A 19740-nucleotide genomic window follows, 5' to 3' on the forward strand; every position below is an offset into this window, starting at 1 on the left:
AACGGGCCGCCGGTGAGCGGCGCTCTGGAGAGCACCGGGCACGCAGCGGCGGGCGCCTTCCCGACGTCCCCGCGTCCGGACCCCCATAGGCTGCGCGGGTGCTCGTCGTCCACGGCCTCTGGACCGCCGGGCAGCGGTTGGCGCTGTGGGTCGAGGCGCCCCGCCGCCGGCCGGGCCCGGCCCAGCCCGCCGATCTCGCCGTCCTCGCGAGGCACGCGCGGTCCTGGACCGGGTTGGCGCGGGCCCTGGCCTCCCCGGTCACCGGCACGCTGCAGGTCGCGCTGCCCTGCACCCCCTCGGGCCGGCCCGCCGCCTCCACGGGACGGGCGCGGGCGGACCTGCGCCTGCTGCCCGTCGACCTCGACGTCGTCGAACTCACCGGCGAGCCGGCCGTCGCGCTGCTCGCCGAACTGGGCGGCGCGTCGGGTGCGGAGGACGGGGTCCGGGTCTCCGACGGGCTGCGCTGGCTCGGGCACGTCGCGGCGGGCGCGCGCCGGGCCGTGGAGGCCGGGCACGTCCTGCCGGACCTGCAGCCCACGGCCGACGGGGGGTTCACCGCCCGCTGGGTCCCCGCCCCCGACCGCGCCCTCGGCCGGTGGCGGACCGCCGTGGCCCGGTCCTGCCCGCCCGTGCTGCGCGCCGAGCGCCCCCGCAGTGGCCCGCCGCAGGGTCCCCCGCAGGCCCTGGACCTGCTCGACGACGTCTGCGCCCTCGTCGTCGACGTCCTCGTGGCGGCCCGCACGGCGGCGGTCGTGCCGCACGACCTGCCCGACGGCGCCGGCCCCCGCGCGTGGATCGCCGCCCTGCGCACGGGCTCCACCCTGCACGGGGAGGGCTGGCCGGCCCTGGCCCGGCGCGTGCGGGAGTGGCAGCGCAGCGGTGAGGACACCGGGTACGACGTCCTGCTGCGCGTCGTCGAACCCGCGCCCCAGGAGGACGTGCCGGACGGGCTGTCCGACGGCCACCTGGACGCGGCCGCGCAGGAGCAGGCCCCCGACCAGCGCTGGCGGTTGCAGGTGCGGCTGCGTCCCCTGGACGACCCGAGCCTGGTCCTGACGCTGCAGGAGGCGCGCGCCGAGACCCGCGCGGGGAGCTCGGCGGGGGGTGCGCACGAGGGCGAGGACCCCCTGCTCGTCCTGCTCACCGGCGCCGCCCGCGCCGGCGCCGCCCACCCGCCGCTCAAGCGCCTGCTCGGCGGGCGGACCGACGCGGCCGCCCAGGACGGCGTCGAGCTCACCATCGACGAGCTCCTCGACCTCGTCGAGCGCGGCGGCCCGCGCCTGGGCGCGGCCGGCGTCGGGCTGCAGCTGCCGCGGCACTGGACGAGGAAGGCCCTGACGTTCTCGCTGTCGGCCTCGGCGGCGCAGCCGGGAGCCGTCACCGACCCGCAGGTGCGCAAGGACGACCTGCTCGACTTCCGCTGGCAGGCGGCGCTGGGCGACTCCCCCGTCACCGAGGCCGAGCTGCTGGCCCTGGCCGCGTCCAAGTCGTCCCTCGTGCGGTTCCGCGGCGAGTGGGTGCAGGTGGACCCCGACGCGCTGGCGCGCAGCGCGAGGTTCCTGCGCACCCGCGGCGACGGCCGGGCCTCGGTGCTCGACGTGCTGGCCGCCGTCGGCAGCGGCAAGGACCTCCCCGGCCCCGTCACGTCGCTCGACGCGCACGGCGTCCTGGGTGACGTCCTGTCCGGGCGAGCGGCCGAGCGGCTGCCGGAGCTGCCGGACCCGCCGGGCCTGCACGCCGTCCTGCGGCCCTACCAGCGGCGCGGGCTGACGTGGCTGGCCACGATGTCCCGGCTCGGCCTCGGCGCCGTCCTCGCCGACGACATGGGGCTGGGCAAGACGCTGCAGCTGCTGGCCCTGCTGGCGCACGAGCGCGGGCGCGACGGGGACACCGGACCCGGCCCGACGCTGCTGGTGTGCCCGATGTCGGTGGTGGGCAACTGGGCCGCCGAGGCCGCGCGGTTCACCCCCGGTCTGCGCGTCCACGTCCACCACGGCCCCGGCCGGCCCCGCGGTGCGGAGTTCACCGCGCTGGCCGCCGAGCACGACCTCGTCGTCACCACGTACGGCCTGCTCGTGCGCGACGTCACCGACCTCGCCGCCGCCGACTGGCACCGCCTCGCCCTCGATGAGGCCCAGCACGTCAAGAACGCGAACACCCGGCAGGCCCGGGCCGTGCGGGCCGTCGGGTCCCGGCACCGCGTCGCGCTCACGGGGACGCCGGTGGAGAACCGCCTGGAGGACCTGCGCGCCGTCCTCGACGCGACGAACCCCGGGCTGCTCGGCAGCCCCGCGACGTTCCGCGACCGGTTCGCCGTCCCCATCGAGAAGCTCGGTCACGCCGAACCCGCCGAACGCCTCGCCCTCGTGACGCGACCGTTCGTCCTGCGCCGGGTCAAGACGGACCCGGCCGTCGCGGGTGACCTGCCCGAGAAGATCGAGATGACGGTGCGGGCCAACCTCACCACCGAGCAGGCCGCCCTGTACCGGCGGGCCGTCGACGACCTGACCGAACGGTTGCAGGACAGGGACTCCGACCCGGGCGGACTGTCCCGCCGGGGTTTGATCCTCGCCGCGCTGACCCGGCTGAAGCAGATCTGCAACCACCCCGCGCACTACCTGGGGGACTCCTCGCCCGTGCTGCACCGGGGCCGGCACCGCTCGGGCAAGCTGCACCTGCTGGACGACATCGTCACGTCCGCGCGCGCCGAGGGCGAGAAAGTCCTGTGCTTCACGCAGTTCGCCGAGTTCGGCCACCTGCTCACCCCGCACCTGAGCGGCCTCACGGGCGAACCGGTGCCGTTCCTGCACGGAGGGGTGAGCCGGCGCGGTCGCGACGCGATGGTCGCGCAGTTCGCCGAGCCCGACGGCCCGGGCGTCATGCTGCTGTCCCTCAAGGCCGGTGGGACCGGGCTGAACCTGACGGCCGCCAACCACGTCGTGCACGTGGACCGCTGGTGGAACCCCGCCGTGGAGGACCAGGCGACCGACCGGGCGTTCCGGATCGGGCAGCACCGGCAGGTGCAGGTCCGCAAGCTCGTCAGCGTGGGCACCGTGGAGGAACGCGTGGACGCCGTCATCAGCCGCAAGCGCGACCTCGCCGACCGGGTCGTCGGCAGCGGCGAGGGCTGGATCACCGACCTCGACACCGACGCGCTGCGCGAACTGCTCCGGCTCGGTGACGACGCGGTGGGTGAGTGATGACCCCCTCGCGGTCGTTCGAGGAGTACGGGAAGCGGCGTCCCGGGGGCGGGGCGAAACTGCGCTCCCGGCGCGGGCGCATCGCCCAGAACTGGTGGTCGCAACGCTTCGTCGACGCGATCGAGCGCGGCGGTGACCGCGGCCGGTTGCAGCGCGGGCGCACCTACGCCCGCGCCGGGCAGGTCGTGGAGCTGCACCCCCGCCCCGGGGCCGTGGGGGCCCGCGTCCAGGGCTCGCGCCCCCGGCCCTACCTCGTCGAGGTGACCGTGCGCCGCTGGACGCCGGCCGAGGTCGACGCCGTCGTCGCGACGGTCGTGGAGAACCCGCTGCTGCTGGCCCCGCTGTTCTCCGGCGACGTCCCGCCCGGTCTGGTCGACCTGCTCGCCGGGATCGGCGTCGACCTGCTGCCGGCCGACGCGGAGGTGACGTACGACTGCAGCTGCCCCGACGACGGCGAACCCTGCAAGCACGCGGCCGCCGTCGTGTACGCCCTGGCCGAGCAGCTCGACGCCACCCCCGCGACGGCGCTCACGCTGCGCGGGGTCGAACTGCCGGACCTGCTGCGCCGCATCACCGACGCCGCCTCCGGCCCCTCGGACCCGGTCGAGGACCTCGCGGTGCACCTCACCTCGTTCCACCGGCTCGCCGGTGACCTGCCGGACCTGGGGCTGCGCGACCGGCTGCCGGGGCGGACCGTCGCCGACGACCTCGACGACGTCGTCCTCGGTCCGGGTGCGGCCGGCACCGCGGACGCGCTGCGACCCTGGTACGTCGCCCTCGGCCGGGGTGCCGCGAGCCGGCCGCGCCCGGGCCGGGGACGGGGTCAGTCGCGGGCGTAGCGGGCCACGAAGCGCCGCCAGACCTGCGGCGCGAACGGCGCCGAGGTCGTGCGCAGGCGCACGGCGAGGGCGTCGAACTCCGACGGTTCGAAGTACCCCTCGTCCCGGTACACCCCGCACCGCTCGACGAAACCCTCGGCGTCCAGCTCGGGGTGGAACTGGGTGGCGTACACGTTGCGGCCCACCCGGAACGCCTGGACGGGGCACGGAGCCGACGTCGCGAGCAGCACCGCCCCCGGGGGCGTGGCCCGCAGCGCCTCCTTGTGACCCACGTAGGCGTCGAACACGTCCGGCAGCCCGCCGAACACCGGGTCCTCGCGCCCGGCGGCCGTCAGTTCGACGGGCACCGTGCCGACGGGTTCGGCGTGCTCGCGGTCGACGGTCCCGCCCCGGTGGACGCCGAGCGTCCCGATCCCGAAGCAGGCGCCGAGGAACGGGACGTCGCGCGCGACGACCTCGTCGAGCAGGGCCGACAGTTCCGCCTCGACCCGGTGCTGGGCGGGGGTCTTCACCTCGTCGGGGTCGGACGCGCAGTACGGGCTCCCGCCGAGGACGAGACCGGACCAGGCGTCGAGGTCGAGATCGGGCAGCGGTTCCCGCTCGAGCCGGACCCGTTGCAGCTCACCGGGTCCCAGGCCGCCCTCGCGGACGAACGCGGCGACCTCGGACGCGGCCACCGCGTCGTCCTCGCGGGTGGCCAGCAGCAGGAACGGCTTCACCCGCGCACCCTAACGAGCCGCGGGTGGCACCGCCCGGCTCAGGGCTGGACGTCGAGGTCGACGTCGACGGGGGTGCTCACCGAGGCCAGCTGGCGGCTCGGTCCGGTGGTCGTCGCGGTGTACCGCGTCGTGCGGACCGAGGACGCGGCGAACCGCGTGAACTGCGGCGTCGACCCCGCGGCGCAGGCGAACGGCAGACCCCCCTGGTAGGCGTAGAGCACCTGGGAGAAGCTGACCCCCGTACGCACCCGCGTCGCCCCCGCCGGCACGGACGCGAGGCCGCTCGTCCACTTGGTGCTCGCGAAGGAGTCGTTGCCCACCGTCCACGTCCCCAGGAGGCGTTCGCTCCCGTCGGCGAGGACGCCGTCGGTGGACAGGCAACCCGCGAAGAGGTCCCCGGTCACCGAGGTGGCCGTCAGGGACGGGGCGGGCAGGGGCGCCAAGGAGGCCACGACGCTCTGCCCCTGCACGCGGTGCGCGATGCCCGTCGCCACGGTGAACGTGGTGTCCAGGGTGTTGTTCCGCTCGTTCGACTCCCGGATGCGGGCGGCGTCGTCCACGAACGCCCGCAACGCGTGCCGGCCGGCGGTCGCGGTCCACGTCGGCGAACCGGCCGGGCCGCCGACGGCCTCCAGCGTCACCTGCTGCCCGGGCTGCAGGGCCGCCGTGTGCTGGTCGGACCAGGTGACGAGCCGGCCGTCCACCTGGAACCCGATGCCGCTGATCGTGCCCGCCGGGGTGGGCGCGTTCCCCCGGTTGGCGATGGTGACGCCGAAGCGGACCTGCTGCCCGGCCACGGTCCCCGGCGGCAGGGCCACCGCCGTCACCACGAGGTCCGGGGCCGGTGGGGCCGCGCTGACGGCACCCGCCCCGGCGACCGACCCCACCACGACCGCACCCGCCGCCAGCACGCGGACAGCCTTCGACCAGCTCATGTGATCCCCCCGGACCTCTCGTTCCCCCGCGCGACCCCTGTCGCGCGAGGCTCACCGTAGACCCGCGACTGGGCCGAACGGGTGAGTTCGGAGAGATCCGGGGAGATCCGTGCGGGACGTCAGACGGGGACGATCTCCGGGGCCTGCAACCGCACCGCGTCGGCGGAGGCGTCGTCGGGCTGCTCCTGGGAGGCGCGCTCGGCGGCGACCCGCTCGAGGTACGTCCTGACCTCCGTCGCGCGTTCCTCCTCGCTCCAGCCCAGCGGCCCGGCCATGAGGCCCGCGGCCAGTTCGGCCGACTCCGTGCCCCGGTCGTAGGTCTCGATGGAGATGCGGGTCCGGCGGGCGAGGACGTCGTCGAGGTGGCGGGCCCCCTCGTGCGTGACCGCGTAGACGACCTCGGCCTTCAGGTAGTCGTCGGCGTGCGGCAGCACCTCCCCCAGGGACGGGTCCTGCGCGATGAGGGCGAGCAGCTCGTCGACCGCCGAGCCGTACCGGTTGAGCAGGTGCTCGACGTGGTCGACGTGGATCCCGGCGCGCGCGGCGAGGGTGTTCCGCTGGTTCCACATCGCGTGGTACCCCTCGGCCCCGACCATCGGCACGTTCTCCGTGGTCGAGGGCGGAACCCTGCCGTCCAGACCCTCGACGGCGACGTCGACGGCGTCCTTGGCCATGACGCGGTAGGTCGTGTACTTCCCGCCCGCCACGACGACCAGGCCCGGGACCGGGTGCCCGACGACGTGCTCGCGGGACAACTTCGAGGTCGACTCCGACTCCCCCGACAACAGCGGCCGGAGCCCGGCGTAGACGCCCTCGACGTCCTCGCGGGTCAGCGGGGACTTCAGGACGGAGTTCGCGTGCTCGAGGACGTAGTCGATGTCGGCGCTCGTGGCGGCCGGGTGCGCCTTGTCCATCGTCCAGTCGGTGTCCGTCGTCCCGATGATCCAGTGCCGGCCCCACGGGATGATGAACAGGACGGACTTCTCGGTGCGCAGGATCAGCCCCGTCTTGGACTGGATCCGGTCGCGCGGCACGACGAGGTGGATCCCCTTGGAGGCGCGCACCTTGAACTGCCCGCGGGCGTTCACGAGTTCCTGGGTCTCGTCGGTCCACACACCGGTCGCGTTGATGACCTGCTTGGTGCGGACGCGGATCTCCCGGCCGGACTCCAGGTCCACGAGCACCGCCCCGACGACGCGCTCGCCCTCGCGCACGAACTCCTTCACGCGCGTTCGGTTGGCGATGAGCGCGCCGTACGTGGCCGCCGTGCGGGCGATCGTCATGGTGTGCCGGGCGTCGTCGACCTGGCCGTCGTAGTACTGGATCGCGCCCACCATGGCGTCCTTGCGGATGCCGGGGGCCTCCTTCTGCACGCCCTTGCGGGTCAGGTGCCGGTGCAGCGGGAAACCCTTGTTGTTCCCGCTGGAGAGGGCCATCCCGTCGTACAGCGCGATGCCGGACCCCACGTAGGGGCGCTCGGCGAACCGCTTGGACAGCGGGTAGAGGAACGGCACCGGCTTGACCAGGTGCGGCGCGAGCTTGTTGCGCAGCAGGCCGCGCTCGGACAGCGCCTCGTGCACGAGGGCGAAGTCGAGCATCTCCAGGTAGCGCAGCCCGCCGTGGACGAGCTTGCTCGACCGGCTCGACGTGCCGGAGGCCCAGTCCCTGGCCTCGACCATCGCGGTCCGCAGACCGCGCGTCACCGCGTCGAGCGCGGCCCCCGTCCCGACGACCCCGCCACCGATGACGAGGACGTCGAGCTCACCTTCAGCCATCTCGCGCAGCGCGTCGTCCCGTGCCTGCGGTGACAGTGCCTTGATCTCCACGTCCTGCTCCTCAGCCTCTCCCGTGCCGGTCGTGCTCCATGGTGGGCGCCGGGCGCGCCTCGCGCGCGCCCGGCGCCGTCCTGGGCGGTGACGTCAGTCGACGTCCACCCAGTTCAACGTCCGCTCGACGGCCTTCTTCCAGCCGCCGTAGCCGTCGGCGCGCTGCTGCTCGTCCCAGGTGGGTTCCCAGCGGGCACCCTCGTTCCAGTTCTCGCGCAGCTCGTCGAGGTTCTTCCAGAACCCCACGGCCAGACCCGCGGCGTAGGCCGCACCGAGGGCCGTCGTCTCGGCGACGACGGGCTTGGAGACGGGGACACCGAGGATGTCGGCCTGCAGCTGCATGCACAGCTGGTTGGCGGTGATGCCGCCGTCGACCTTGAGGACCTCCACGGCCACGCCGGAGTCGGACGACATGGCCTCGGTGACGTCGCGGCTCTGGTAGCAGATCGACTCCAGGGTCGCCCGGGCGATGTGCGCGTTGGTGTTGTAGCGCGACAGCCCGACGATCGCGCCGCGGGCGTCCGAGCGCCAGTAGGGGGCGAACAGGCCCGAGAACGCCGGCACGAAGTAGCACCCGCCGGAGTCCTGCACCTGGCGGGCCAGGGACTCCGACTCCCCCGCACCGGAGATGATGCCGAGCTGGTCGCGCAGCCACTGCACGGCCGAGCCGGTGACGGCGATCGAGCCCTCCAGGGCGTACACCGGCTTCTCGTCGTTGAACTGGTAGCAGACCGTGGTCAGCAGGCCCGCCGCGGAGCGGACCAGTTCCTCGCCGGTGTTCAGCAGCATGAAGTTGCCGGTGCCGTAGGTGTTCTTGGCCATGCCGGGGTCGAAGCAGACCTGGCCGACCATGGCGGCCTGCTGGTCGCCGACGATCCCCGTCAGCTTGACCTCGCCGCCGAGCGGGCCGGTCTCCAGCGTCGTGCCGTACCCCTCGGTGTACGAGGAGGGCTTGATCTCGGGGAGCATCGACCGCGGGATGCCGAAGATCTCCAGCAGCTCGTCGTCCCACTGCAGGGTCTCGAGGTCCATGAGCATCGTGCGGCTGGCGTTGGTGACGTCGGTGACGTGGACGCCGCCGCGGGTGCCGCCGGTGAGGTTCCAGATGAGCCAGGAGTCGGTGTTGCCGAAGATCGCGTCACCGGCCTCGGCGGCCTCGCGCACGCCGTCGACGTTCTCCAGGATCCACTGGACCTTGCCGCCGGAGAAGTAGGTGGCCGGGGGCAGACCGGCCTTCTGCCGGATCTTCTGGCCGCGCTCGTCGCGGTCGAGCGCCGAGGCGATGCGGTCGGTGCGGGTGTCCTGCCAGACGATCGCGTTGTAGTACGGGCGGCCGGTCTTCCTGTTCCACACCACGGCCGTCTCGCGCTGGTTGGTGATGCCCAGCGCGGCGAGGTCCTTGGCCGTCAGGTTCGCCTGGCGCAGCCCGCTCTGGATGACCGAGCTGGTGCGTTCCCAGATCTCGATCGGGTCGTGCTCCACCCAGCCCGGCTTGGGCATGATCTGGGTGTGCTCGAGCTGGTACTTGGCGACCTCGTTGCCACCGTGGTCGAAGACCATGAAGCGGCTGGACGTGGTGCCCTGGTCGACCGCGCCGACGTACTGGGGTCCGGTGGTCTCTGCCATGTCTGTCGTCCGTCTCTCTTCGTCGAGTTCTCGGTCAGTCGTCTCGTCGGTCAGTCGTCGATGTGGGTGCGACCCTCGGGTTCGGGGGCGGCCTCGTCGGGCAGGTGCCGTTCGACCAGCACCTTGTAGAGGCCACCGCCGATCAGACCGCCGATGACGGGCGCCACGATGGGCACCCAGAAGTAGAAGGCCCCACCGGGTTCGCGCATCGCGGTGGAGTACCCCGTGACGAACGATGCCAGGCGCGGGCCGAAGTCGCGCGCGGGGTTGATGGCGTAACCGGCGTTGCTGCCCCAGGCGAAGCCGATGCCGACGACGATGAGGCCGATGATGAACGGGGCGAGGTTGGCGCCGGGGGGCGTGGCCTTGACCTGCGTCACCGCGAAGATGAGGAAGACCAGGATGGCGGTGCCGACGACCTGGTCGAGGAACGCCCCCCCGACGGTGACGTTCGCCCCGGGCAGCGTCGAGAAGATGCCCTGCGAGTCGTAGGTGTGGCCGGGGTCGAGGGCGTCGATGGGACCGGCGTAGACCCAGCGGACGACGAGCGCCGCCACGAAGGCGCCGAGGAACTGCGCGACGCTGTAGGGGAGCACCTTCTTCCAGGAGAACCCCTGGAAGGCCGCGAGCGCGATGGTGACCGCGGGGTTGAGGTGGGCACCGCTGGTGCGTCCGGCGACGTAGACGCCGAACGTCACCCCCAGGCCCCAGGCCCAGTGGATCGAGTCGTCGCCGCCGTTCTGGCCCGCCACGACCTGGGCGACCACGCCCACGCCGAAGAGGATGAGGATGGCCGTGCCGGCGAACTCGGCGAGCAGCTCGCCGGTGAGCGTCGGTGTCTTGGGCACGGCGCGGCCGGGAACTGCCTCGGCCGAGGAACTGCTGTGGGACATGTGAACTCCACGTTGAGTCGAGCGGTGCGGTCGTCGTTCTGATTCCTTGCCGTGGTCGTGAAGGTAGGCAGGGGCCCCGGTCGCGTCAACGTCGCCGGTTCGACCATGTCGAACGATCTCCCGCTCGCCGCACGTCACTGAGCGTGATGGCTCACCCGGACGGCTCAAGGTGGGCCCCCGACGTGCCGATGACGCGACCATGACGACGCTGGACTCCCGGCCGGACCTGCGCGTGGACCCCCTCGAGGACCCCCTCGAGCACGTCCTGCGCCACGGCCTGCTGCGCGCCGCGCTGCAACCGGTCCACGACGTCGTCACCGGACGGCCCGTGGCGGTGGAGGCCCTCCTGCGCGGTCCGGCCGGTGCCGCGCTCACCTCCCCCGCCCACCTGTTCCGGGCCGCCGCGGCGGCCGGGCGGACCGGCGAGCTCGACCGCGCGGCGGCGGACACCGCCCTGGCGGCGGTCGCGGGCGCGGCGCGCACGCTCTTCCTCAACACCTCGCTGGAGGGCTTCACCTCCCGCCCGGACCTGCCCGAGGGCCTGGAGGTCGTCGTCGACGTGTCGGCCCGCACGCTGCTGGACGCCCCGGGGGCCGGTGCCCGGCTGCTGCGCCGGGTGCGCGACCTCGGGCTGCGGGTGGCCCTGGACGACCTCGGTGCCGAGCCCGGCGCGAGCGCGCTGCTGCCCCTCGTCCGTCCCGAGATCGTCAAGCTCGACCTGCGCCTGCTGGCCCGCCGCCCCGCCGAGGAGGTCGCGGCGCTGACCGGCGCGGTCGGCGCGTACGCGGCGCGCACCGGGGCCCTCGTCCTGGCCGAGTCGGTCGAGGACGCCGAGGACCACCGGACCGCCCTCGCCCTGGGCGCCGACCTCGTGCAGGGGTGGGGGGTCGCGCACCCCGCCCGTCCCGAGGACCTCCCGGCGCCCCCCGGCCCTCTCCCCCTGCCGGCGCCCGCCCCGGGAGCACCGACCGCGCTCGCGTGGCGCGCGGCCCCCACCCGGGCGGTGCCGGCCGAGGTGGCCGAGGCGGCCCTGACGCACCTGCGGCTGCGGGTCCGCCGCCGTCAGGGCCCCGTCGCGCTGGTCTCGCTGGGCGGGCAGAGCGCCCGGCGCGCGGCCGCCGACCTCGGCCGGGTCGCCGTCCGGGGCCACCTCGACCTCGACGGCCACGGGCTGGCCGTCCTGGGCCCCGACACGGCCTGCGTCGTGCTCGCCCGTCCCGGCCGCGCGCCCGGCGAGCGCGAGCTGCTCCTCGCGCACGACCCCGACCTCGTCGCCGACCTCGTCACCGACGTGCTGGCCACCGAGCGGACGCCGGCCCCGCAGGTCGCCGCCCCGTCGCCGCAGCGCTCCACGCTGACCGACGTCGTCGGGCAGGCGCTGGAGGCCGACCGCGCGACGGGCACCGGGACGGGACTGCTCCTGGTCGGCGTCGACGGGATCTGCCGCGCCGGGGGCCGGGAGGCCGTCGTGCGGCGCATGCGCCGCGCGGTGCGCTCGGTCGACCGCTGGATCCCGCTGGGGCCGGACCTCTTCGCGGTCCTGCTGACCGGCCTGCCCCGGGCCGGCAGCGAGGGGGTGGTCGAGCGCGTGGCCGACGCCCTGCTGCTGGCCGTCGAGCTGGCCGTCAACGACCACCCGGCCGTGTCGGTGAGCATCGGGGCGAGCCTGGCCCCGGCCCGGGCCGTGACCGCGGCCGAGGCGCACCGGCAGGCCGCGGCCGCCCTGGAATCGGCACGCGGTGCCGGAGGTCACTGCGCACGCATCTGGCCCGTCTGACAAGCTCCTCCCACGGGTCGCACGGACCCGGCAGGCCGCGCCGCAGCGGCCGCTGACGAGAATGCCGGTGGGGATGTCGGGGTACGTCGCGCTGCTGCGCGAACCGTTGGTGGCACGACCGTTCGTCGCGTCGGTGGTGGCGCGCATCCCCATCGCGACGGCCCCGCTGGGGCTCGTCCTGCTCGTGCGCACGGCACGGGACAACTACACGCTGGCCGGGATCGTCACGGGCCTGTTCGCCGTCGGCCTCGCCATCGGATCCCCCCTGTGGGGGCGGGCCATGGACCGGGTCGGCCAACCGCGCGTGCTCGTCCCCGCGGCGAGCGTGTCCGGGCTGTTCCTCCTGCTGCTCACCGCTGCGACGGTCTGGACGGCCGTCCCCGTCCTCGTCCTGCCCCCCCTGGCCCTGCTCGCCGGGGGCTTCTTCCCCCCGCTCAGCCCGGCGATGCGCTCGACGTGGCGCGTCGTCGTCACGAACGAGCGCGCCCGCCGGCGCGGGTACGCCCTCGACGCCGCCGCCGTCGAGACGATCTTCGTCGGCGGTCCGCTGCTGCTCAGCGTGCTGCTGCTGCTGGGGATCACCCCGCTGCCGCTGGTCGTCACGGTGGTCCTGCTCGTGGGCGGCACCCTCGTGTACGCGCGCTCCCCCGGGGCCCGCCGCGTCCTGCCGCAACCGCCGGGGGCGCACGGGCACGGCGCCGGGACGGCCCTGCTGCACAGCCCCGGTTTCGCGCTGCTGCTGGTCGTCATCGCGGTGATGAGCGTGGGCTTCGGGATCCTGGACGTCTCGATGGCCGGGCTCGCCGAGCACCTGCTGGGCTCGGCGGACCGGCTCGGCGTCCTGTTCGCCCCCATCGCCGGCGGCTCGGCCGTGGGCGGGTTGCTGTACGGCAGCCGCGACTGGCGCAGCCACGACCGCCGGCGGCTGCTCGTCACGCTGACCGTGTTCGGGAGCCTGCTGTTCACGGTGGCCTTCGCCGCGGGCGAGGGGATCCCGTTCCCGGTGCTGCTCGTGGTGCTCTTCCTCACCGGGCTGTTCATCTCGCCCAACCTCATCGCGGCGCAGGGCCTCGTCGACGCGCTCGCCCCCGGCCACCGCCTCGGGGAGGCCCAGGCGTGGCTGTCGACGGCCATCACCGCCGGGGCCGCGGTCGGCAACGCCGTCGCCGGCGTCCTGCTCGACGTCGCGGGGGCGCGCACGTCCCTCGGCGTGGCCGCCGCGGCCGTGCTCACCGCCGCCGCCGTCTGCCTGCTGGCGCAGCGGACCTGGTCGGCCCACCAGCGCGACCCCGTGGCCGTTCACTAGGCTCGCCCCCCGTGAGCAGCAGCCCGTCGCCCCGTCCCACCGCCCTCGTCACGGGCGCCACCGCCGGCCTCGGGGCGGCCTACGCGCGTTCCCTGGCCCGCCGCGGGCACGACCTCGTCGTCGTCGCCCGGGACGTCGACCGGCTGGAGGCGACGGCGGGCGACCTGCGGGCCGCGTTCGGGGTCGAGGTCGAGGTGCTGGCCGCGGACCTGTCCGACCGCGCGGCGCTGCAGCGCGTCGCCGACCGCGTCGGCTCCACCGAGGCGCCCGTGGACGTCCTCGTCAACAACGCGGGCTTCGGTCTGCGGCAGCGGTTCGTCGACGGGGTGCCGGCCGACCACGAGCGCATGTTCGACGTGCTGTGCCGGGCCGTCATGGTGCTGTCGCGGGCGGCGACGGGGGCGATGGTGCCGCGCGGTCGCGGTCGGGTCCTCAACGTGGGTTCGGTCGCCGGGCTGGTCCCGGGGGGCGGGCACTACTCGGCGGCGAAGGCGTACGTCATCGTCTTGACCGAGACGTTGGCCGGGGAGCTGCGCGGCACGGGCGTGAGCGCGACGGTCGTCGAGCCGGGGTACGTGCGCACCGAGTTCCACGCCCGGTCGGGCATGTCCTCGGGCGGGTCCTCCTCGCTGTCGAGCCGGATCTGGCTGGACATCGACGACGTGGTGGACGCCTCGCTGGACGACCTGTTCGCCGGGCGGCCGGTGAGCGTGCCGACGAAGCGGTGGAAGGCCGTCTCGGCCGTGCTCGATGTGGTCCCGCGGCGCGTGGTGAGCTCGGTCTGGAACCGGGTCCCGTCGGGGGCCAAGCGCCGGCACCCCTCGACGCAGCCCTGATGCTTCTAGAACTTTCAGCACTCAGCGTAGTCGGGGCGTAACGTACAGGTGTGAACGCCGCTGTCCCCGCCCCCGACCCCGCGGTGGTCCCCGACGTCCTGGGCGACGAGACGGACCGCCTCGCCGCTCTGCGGGACTACGTCGACGTCTCCGCCGACCCGCCCGCCGAGCTGCAGGCCGTCGTCCGCCTCGCCACCCGCCTCACGGGCCTGCCCAACGCCGTCGTCAACATCGTCGACGAGCGCTACCAGCGCCAGCTCGCCGCCGAGGGCTTCGACCGCGGCGTCTGCGCGCGCGAGGACTCCATGTGCTACTACGCGCTCGGCACGGGGGGCCTCGTGCACACGACCGACGCCCGGCAGGACGCCCGCTGGGCCGCCCACCCGTGGGTCGACGGCACCCTGGGGCGCATCCGCACCTACGCCGCCGCCCCGCTGCTGACCCCCGACCACCAGGCCCTCGGCACCCTGTGCGTCTTCGACGACACCCGGCCCCGGCCGCTGACCGCGACGCAGCGGGCCGACCTCGCCGACCTCGCCACGCTCGTCGTCTCCCTGTTCGACCGCGAGCGCCGCGCGCGCCTCGTGGCCCAGCACGCCGAGGAGCTCCGCCTGGCCCGCGCCGCGGCCGAGACGGCCCGGGCCCTGCAGGAGGCGCTGCTGCCGCACGCGCTGCCGGCCGGGGAGCGCGTGCGCGTGACCTCGCGCTACCTGCCCGGCACCGACGGGGCGGAGGTCGGCGGGGACTTCTTCGACGCCATCCGCACCGACACGTCCTTCGTCCTGGTCATGGGCGACGTGCAGGGCCACAACTCGGCCGCGGCCGCGCTCATGGGGCGCGTGCGGACCGCCGTGCGGGCCTACGTCAGCGAGGGCCACGACCCGTCGGCCGTCCTGGAGCGCACCAACCGCCTCATGCAGTCCTTCGACGGGGACCTGTTCGCCACGTGCTGCCTGCTCGCCCTGGACGAGCGCACCGGTGACGTCTCGGTCGCCAGCGCGGGGCACCCCGCACCCGTCGCGTTCGCCCCGGGTGCCGTCCGCAGCCTGGACGTGGACCCCGGTCCCCCGCTGGGGGTGCAACCGGAGGCGGCGTACCCGCAGACCCGGCACCGCCTGGAGACGGCCGGCCGCCTCCTGCTGCACACCGACGGGGTCGTGGAGTGGCCCGGTGCGGGCGGGCCGAGCACCCGCGCGGCGACGGCCGCGGGCGAGGAGGCCCTGCACCGCGCCCTGGCCGACGGCGCCGGGGACGACGCGGGGACGCTCGCCGACCGGCTGCTGGCCCCCGTGCGCGGGAGCGGGCACGACGACGCCGCCCTGCTGGTGGTCGACTACGACGGGCCCGCTCCCGGGACGCGGGAGAACCGGCTGCTGCTGCCGGCCGACACGCGGGCGGTGGGGGCCGCGCGGGACTGGCTGCGTTCGACCCTGGACGCGTGGGAGCTGACCTCGGCCGCCGACGAGGCCGAGCTCGTGATCAGCGAACTCGTGACGAACGCGGTGCTGCACACCGGGTCCCCGACCGCCGTGACGCTGCGGCACGAGGTGTCCGACCGGTTGCTGAGCGTGGGGGTGGAGGACTCCTCGACCCAGCACCCGCAGCCGCGCGAGAGCGACGACGACGCCACGGGGGGCCGCGGCATGCACATCGTGCAGCTGCTGGCCCAGCGCTGGTGGGTGGCGCCGCGCGGGGACGGCAAGACCGTGTGGGCGGACCTGCTGGTCGCCTGAGGCCCGGACCTCAGCCGCGGCTGCGGTCGAGGCCGGGCGCGGGCTCGTGGACCGTGGTGAACCCGACCAGCACGGCACCCTCGGGCCCGACCGAGACCCGGCGCCCGGTGCTGGTGCGCCACAGCCACTCCCCCAGCGGCGACCGGCCCCGGTAGGTCACCCGGAACGCCGTCCCGGCGGCGGCGGCGCGCTCGAAGACCCGTTCGACGTTCGCGCGGTCGACGGGGTGGACGTCCAGCATGAGCCGTTCGCCCCCCACCGCCTCCCGGCCCACGCCCAGGACGCGGCTGCCCTCCTCGTCGAGGAGGACCCGGCCGCTGGCGGTGTCGAACTGCCAGGCGCCGGTGTGCTCCTCGGCGAACCGGGGAGCACCGAGCCAGTCGGCCAGCGACGACAGCGCGACGCCGTCACCGTGCACCACGAGGCCGTCCTCGCGGCCGTGGGCGTCGTCGACCGCCAGGGCGTCCACGAGCCAGGCCAGCTCCGGGTCCGGCCCCGGCGGCGGTTCGTCGCCCCACAGGTCCCGCAGGACCGCGAGCACCCGCCGGGCGCGCAGGGAGCGTCCCCCCTGGTCGGAAGATCCCGTCACGTCGCCCCCTGCCTCCGGTGGCAGAACACTACCGGTGATGGGCCGATCACGGAGATGGATCGACCCGTCCCGGCCGGCCTCAGTCGACGACGGCGCCCGGGTTGAGGTTGCGCCCGGGGTCGACCCCCGCGAACAGCGACCCGACGATCTTCGCGCCCGCCGGGGACAGGTCGTCCTCGACCCAGCGCTTGTGCTCACGCCCCACGGCGTGGTGGTGCGACAGCGTCCCGCCGTTGTCGATGAACGCCTGCTGGATGGCGCCCTTGACGATGTCGTACGCCTCGAGGCCGTCGCGGTCGGTCGGCGGCTGGAACGCGAACGTGAAGTACTGGCACGCCCCGGAGTGGTAGCTGTGCGAGAGGTGGCAGAAGACGAACCCCTTGATGCCGACCTCGGCGAACGCCTTGTTCGCGGCCGCGACCACGTTGTCGTGCACCGTCTTCAGCGTCGCCCACGAGGAGGAGGTCTCCGAGACGTCGCCGTAGGCGCCGCGGTCGAGGATGAAGTCGCGGATGTAGGGGGTGTCGAACTTCTTCTGGTCGTACAGCGTCCCGGGGCCGGAGCCGACGCCGAACCCGCCGTGCTTCTTCACGATCTCCCCCACGAGCGCCTTCGTCCGGCGCACGTGCAGGGCCGAACCCTCGTACCCGATGAACGACAGGCACATCTGCGACAGGTCGAAGCCCTTGCGCTTGCTGGCGTACAGCTGCACGCCCTTGTTGAGCAGCTGCCCCAGGGTGCTGCCCTGCTTGGAGGTCGCGAGCGTGAACTGGGTCTCCATGGCGTCCGAGACGCGGGTGATGCTCGGGGACGCGTCGGAGGCGGCGATGTCGTGCATGGCCTTCAGCCCGCTGGCGTAGTCGGGGAAGAAGTAGGCCTGGATGACGCGCTCCTCGGCCTGGCGGTGCACCTGCACCGTGGCCTCGGTGACGATCCCGAGCCGGCCCTCGCTGCCCAGGACCATCTCGCGCACGCTGGGGCCGGCGGACTGCACCGGGACCTCGGCCGTGGCCACCACGCCGTGGGGCGTGACGACGCGCACCGCGCGGGTGATGTCGGCGATGTCGCCGAAGCGGTCGGACTGCATGCCCGAGGACCGCGTCGCGATCCAGCCGCCGAGCGTGGAGTGCTTGAAGCTGTCCGGGAAGTGCCCGATGGTCCAGCCGCGGGCGTTGAGCTGGTCCTCGAGGTCCGGGCCCAGCGCGCCGGCCTGGATGCGTGCCGTCTGCGACGTCTCGTCGAGGGAGAGCAGCAGCCGCATGCGGCCCGTGTCGAGGGAGACGACCGGGCGGGTCTCCTCGCGCGGGGCCTCGAGGGCACCGACGATGTTCGAGCCGCCGCCGAAGGGGATGAGGACGGCGTCGGCCTCGAGCGCCACGCGCAGGGCCGCCTCGGTCTCGGCCTCGGTGCCCGGGTAGACGACGAGGTCGGGCAGGCGGCCGAAGTCGCCGCGACGGATGCGCACGAGGTCGCGCATGGACTTGCCGTAGGCGTGCACGACGCGGTCGAGGTCGTCGTCGTGGACGTGCTCGTCCCCGACGGCCTCGGCGAAGGCCTTGCGCAGCGTGTCCGGCGCCTGCGACGGCGGCACCGTCAGCTCCGACAGCTCCGGCACGCGCACCGGCGGGGCGTTGAAGTCGATGCCGGCCATCCGCAGCGCGAACGGCGCCAGGTTCGGCTTGTCCTCGTGGTGGAAGGCGACGCCCTCCTGGCCCCAGCCCCACCACTTCATGTGCTCGACCACGGAAACTCCCCACCACTCGACGCCCTTGCTGGGCGGAGCCTACGCGCCGGGGGCGACGCCCCCGACGCCCCCGACGCTCCCGGCCCGCCCCGCCAGGAACCGCACGGCGAGCTCGTACCCCTGCACCCCCAGACCGGCCACGACCCCCGTCGCGACGGGAGTGATGTAGGAGTGGCGGCGGAAGTCCTCGCGGGCGTGGACGTTGGAGACGTGCAGCTCCACCAGGCCCGCGCTCAGCTCGACGCAGGCGTCGCGCAGGGCCACGGACGTGTGCGTCCACCCGCCCGGGTTGAGCACGACGGGCCACCCGGCGTCGGCGGCCGCGTGGACCCACCCGATCATCTCGTGCTCGGCGTCGGTCTGGCGCAGCTCGACGACGACGCCCAGCTCGGCGGCCAGCCGCTGCAGCCGGGCCTCGACGTCGGCCAGGGTCGTGGACCCGTACACCTCCGGCTGCCGCCTGCCCAGGCGGCCCAGGTTCGGTCCGTTGAGGACGAGGATCGTCGTCGCGCCGTCGGCGGCAGCGTGGTCGCTCACACGCGGACGGTACCGGCCTGTGGACGGCGGCGGTCGGGTGTCGGCGGTCGGTGCCACAGTGCCGGTCGTGCCCAGCACCGAACCCCGCCCCGCCCCGCCCCCCGGTGGCGCGCCCGCCCGCTGCTTCGGCACCGGCGACGCGCTCTACGAGGCCTACCACGACACCGAGTGGGGCCACCCCGTCCGCGACGACCGCGGGCTGTTCGAGCGGATCAGCCTGGAGGCGTTCCAGTCCGGGTTGAGCTGGATCACCGTCCTGCGCCGGCGCGAGACGTTCCGCGCGGCCTTCGACGACTTCGACCCGGCCCGCGTCGCGGCCTACGACGACGCCGACGTCGCCCGGCTGATGGCCGACCCCGGCATCATCCGCAACCGCGCCAAGGTGGGGGCGACGATCGCCAACGCCCGCGCGCTGCTGGAGCTGCGGGCCGCCGGCGGCAGCCTGGCCGCGCTGTTCCGGTCCGCCGCCCCCGAGACCGACACACCGGCACCGGTGGTGCCCGCCGACGTCCCCTCGACGACACCGGGGTCGGTGGCGCTGGCGAAGTCGCTGAAGGCGGCCGGCTTCCGGTTCGTCGGCCCGACGACGGCGTACGCGGCGATGCAGGCCTGTGGCGTCGTCGACGACCACCTGCGAGAGTGCCCGGCACGGGCCGCCGCGGAGCGCGCCCGGGCCGCGAGCGAGAGGGTCCACCCGTGAGCAGCACGGTCCCGTGCCTGTGGTTCGACGACGACGGCCTGGCCGCCGCGCAGCGCTACGTCTCCCTCTTCCCCGGTTCCCGCATCGTGTCCACGTCCCCGGGCGGACCGGGCGGGGCCCCGCTGACGGTCTCGTTCGTCCTGGACGGCCGGGACTGGACGATCATCAACGGCGGCCCGCAGTTCCCGCAGACCGAGGCGTTCTCCGTGCAGGTCTCCTGCACCGACCAGGCCGAGGTCGACCGGTACTGGGAGGGACTGCTCGCCGACGGCGGCGTCGAGGGGCGGTGCGGGTGGCTGAAGGACCGCTGGGGCCTGTCGTGGCAGATCGTCCCGACGCGGTTGCCCGAGCTGCTGTCCGACCCCGATCCCGAACGCGCGCAACGGGCCGTGACCGCGATGCTCGGCATGCGGCGCCTGGTGGTCGCCGAGCTCGAGGCCGCGGCCGGCGGGGGTGCGTGAACGGTCCCGGCCGCGAGTG

At 74.5% G+C, this 19740-nt stretch carries 16 protein-coding genes; 8 read left to right on the forward strand and 8 right to left on the reverse strand.

Annotation, left to right across the window (positions count from 1 at the left end; all coding sequences use genetic code 11):
- Positions 1 to 98: 98 nt before the first annotated feature.
- Positions 99 to 3200, forward strand: coding sequence for a DEAD/DEAH box helicase (locus tag AB2L28_RS02035; RefSeq protein WP_370717045.1), 3102 nt, complete (start codon positions 99 to 101; stop codon positions 3198 to 3200).
- Complete coding sequence (locus tag AB2L28_RS02040) at positions 3200 to 4039, forward strand: SWIM zinc finger family protein (protein ID WP_370717046.1); 840 nt, start codon at positions 3200 to 3202, stop codon at positions 4037 to 4039. The genes AB2L28_RS02035 and AB2L28_RS02040 overlap by 1 nt, the downstream gene beginning before the upstream one ends.
- Here AB2L28_RS02040 and AB2L28_RS02045 read toward each other — a convergent pair.
- From AB2L28_RS02045 to AB2L28_RS02065, 5 genes are all read right to left on the reverse strand, one after another.
- Entirely contained in the window at positions 4024 to 4758 is a 735-nt protein-coding gene (locus AB2L28_RS02045) for a glutamine amidotransferase (RefSeq protein WP_370717047.1), read from the reverse strand. The two genes, AB2L28_RS02040 and AB2L28_RS02045, sit on opposite strands and share 16 nt — an antisense overlap.
- A gap of 38 nt (positions 4759 to 4796) precedes the next feature.
- A complete protein-coding gene (locus AB2L28_RS02050) occupies positions 4797 to 5693 on the reverse strand; it encodes a CARDB domain-containing protein (RefSeq protein ID WP_370717048.1) in 897 nt (298 codons plus the stop codon).
- A 119-nt stretch (positions 5694 to 5812) separates the two neighbouring features.
- Positions 5813 to 7468 (reverse strand): glycerol-3-phosphate dehydrogenase/oxidase, encoded by a 1656-nt coding sequence (locus tag AB2L28_RS02055; RefSeq protein ID WP_370717266.1) that lies wholly within the window; start codon positions 7466 to 7468, stop codon positions 5813 to 5815.
- Positions 7469 to 7612: 144 nt separating this feature from the next.
- Positions 7613 to 9145, reverse strand: coding sequence for a glycerol kinase GlpK (glpK, locus tag AB2L28_RS02060; protein ID WP_370717049.1), 1533 nt, complete (start codon positions 9143 to 9145; stop codon positions 7613 to 7615).
- A 50-nt stretch (positions 9146 to 9195) separates the two neighbouring features.
- On the reverse strand, positions 9196 to 10038 hold the full coding sequence (locus tag AB2L28_RS02065; protein ID WP_370717050.1) for an MIP/aquaporin family protein: 843 nt from the start codon (positions 10036 to 10038) through the stop codon (positions 9196 to 9198).
- Positions 10039 to 10237: 199 nt separating this feature from the next.
- Between AB2L28_RS02065 and AB2L28_RS02070 the strand changes: the two genes are divergently transcribed.
- From AB2L28_RS02070 to AB2L28_RS02085, 4 genes are all read left to right on the forward strand, one after another.
- Positions 10238 to 11815, forward strand: coding sequence for an EAL domain-containing protein (locus AB2L28_RS02070; protein ID WP_370717051.1), 1578 nt, complete (start codon positions 10238 to 10240; stop codon positions 11813 to 11815).
- A 73-nt stretch (positions 11816 to 11888) separates the two neighbouring features.
- Complete coding sequence (locus tag AB2L28_RS02075) at positions 11889 to 13121, forward strand: MFS transporter (protein ID WP_370717052.1); 1233 nt, start codon at positions 11889 to 11891, stop codon at positions 13119 to 13121.
- A gap of 11 nt (positions 13122 to 13132) precedes the next feature.
- Complete coding sequence (locus AB2L28_RS02080; protein WP_370717053.1) at positions 13133 to 13957, forward strand: SDR family NAD(P)-dependent oxidoreductase; 825 nt, start codon at positions 13133 to 13135, stop codon at positions 13955 to 13957.
- A 50-nt stretch (positions 13958 to 14007) separates the two neighbouring features.
- Positions 14008 to 15690 carry an ATP-binding SpoIIE family protein phosphatase gene (locus AB2L28_RS02085; protein WP_370717054.1) on the forward strand — a complete coding sequence of 561 codons (1683 nt, stop codon included), beginning with the start codon at positions 14008 to 14010 and terminating at the stop codon, positions 15688 to 15690.
- A gap of 10 nt (positions 15691 to 15700) precedes the next feature.
- Here the strand turns inward: AB2L28_RS02085 and AB2L28_RS02090 are convergent, their stop codons facing one another.
- From AB2L28_RS02090 to aroQ, 3 genes are all read right to left on the reverse strand, one after another.
- Positions 15701 to 16279 carry a PAS domain-containing protein gene (locus AB2L28_RS02090; RefSeq protein WP_370717055.1) on the reverse strand — a complete coding sequence of 193 codons (579 nt, stop codon included), beginning with the start codon at positions 16277 to 16279 and terminating at the stop codon, positions 15701 to 15703.
- Positions 16280 to 16358: 79 nt separating this feature from the next.
- Entirely contained in the window at positions 16359 to 18023 is a 1665-nt protein-coding gene (locus tag AB2L28_RS02095; protein ID WP_370717056.1) for an FAD-binding oxidoreductase, read from the reverse strand.
- 39 nt (positions 18024 to 18062) lie between these two features.
- On the reverse strand, positions 18063 to 18560 hold the full coding sequence (gene aroQ / locus AB2L28_RS02100) for a type II 3-dehydroquinate dehydratase (RefSeq protein ID WP_370717057.1): 498 nt from the start codon (positions 18558 to 18560) through the stop codon (positions 18063 to 18065).
- 67 nt (positions 18561 to 18627) lie between these two features.
- Between aroQ and AB2L28_RS02105 the strand changes: the two genes are divergently transcribed.
- Together AB2L28_RS02105 and AB2L28_RS02110 are read left to right on the forward strand one after the other, a co-directional pair.
- A complete protein-coding gene (locus AB2L28_RS02105) occupies positions 18628 to 19260 on the forward strand; it encodes a DNA-3-methyladenine glycosylase I (protein WP_370717058.1) in 633 nt (210 codons plus the stop codon).
- Positions 19257 to 19721: a VOC family protein gene (locus AB2L28_RS02110; protein WP_370717059.1), complete on the forward strand. Its 465-nt coding sequence runs from the start codon at positions 19257 to 19259 to the stop codon at positions 19719 to 19721. Before AB2L28_RS02105 ends, AB2L28_RS02110 begins: the two co-directional genes overlap by 4 nt.
- Positions 19722 to 19740: the final 19 nt, after the last annotated feature.

Source organism: Kineococcus mangrovi, assembly GCF_041320705.1.
Lineage (GTDB): Bacteria > Actinomycetota > Actinomycetes > Actinomycetales > Kineococcaceae > Kineococcus > Kineococcus mangrovi.

What these genes read in the sequence shown, in the direction of transcription:
- AB2L28_RS02040 (WP_370717046.1), top strand. Translation starts at nt 3,200, where the DNA reads ATGACCCCCTCGCGGTCGTTCGAGGAGTACGGGAAGCGGCGTCCCGGG.
- AB2L28_RS02050 (WP_370717048.1), bottom strand. Translation starts at nt 5,693, where the DNA reads ATGAGCTGGTCGAAGGCTGTCCGCGTGCTGGCGGCGGGTGCGGTCGTG.
- AB2L28_RS02055 (WP_370717266.1), bottom strand. Translation starts at nt 7,468, where the DNA reads ATGGCTGAAGGTGAGCTCGACGTCCTCGTCATCGGTGGCGGGGTCGTC.
- glpK (WP_370717049.1), bottom strand. Translation starts at nt 9,145, where the DNA reads ATGGCAGAGACCACCGGACCCCAGTACGTCGGCGCGGTCGACCAGGGC.
- AB2L28_RS02065 (WP_370717050.1), bottom strand. Translation starts at nt 10,038, where the DNA reads ATGTCCCACAGCAGTTCCTCGGCCGAGGCAGTTCCCGGCCGCGCCGTG.
- AB2L28_RS02070 (WP_370717051.1), top strand. Translation starts at nt 10,238, where the DNA reads ATGACGACGCTGGACTCCCGGCCGGACCTGCGCGTGGACCCCCTCGAG.
- AB2L28_RS02075 (WP_370717052.1), top strand. Translation starts at nt 11,889, where the DNA reads ATGTCGGGGTACGTCGCGCTGCTGCGCGAACCGTTGGTGGCACGACCG.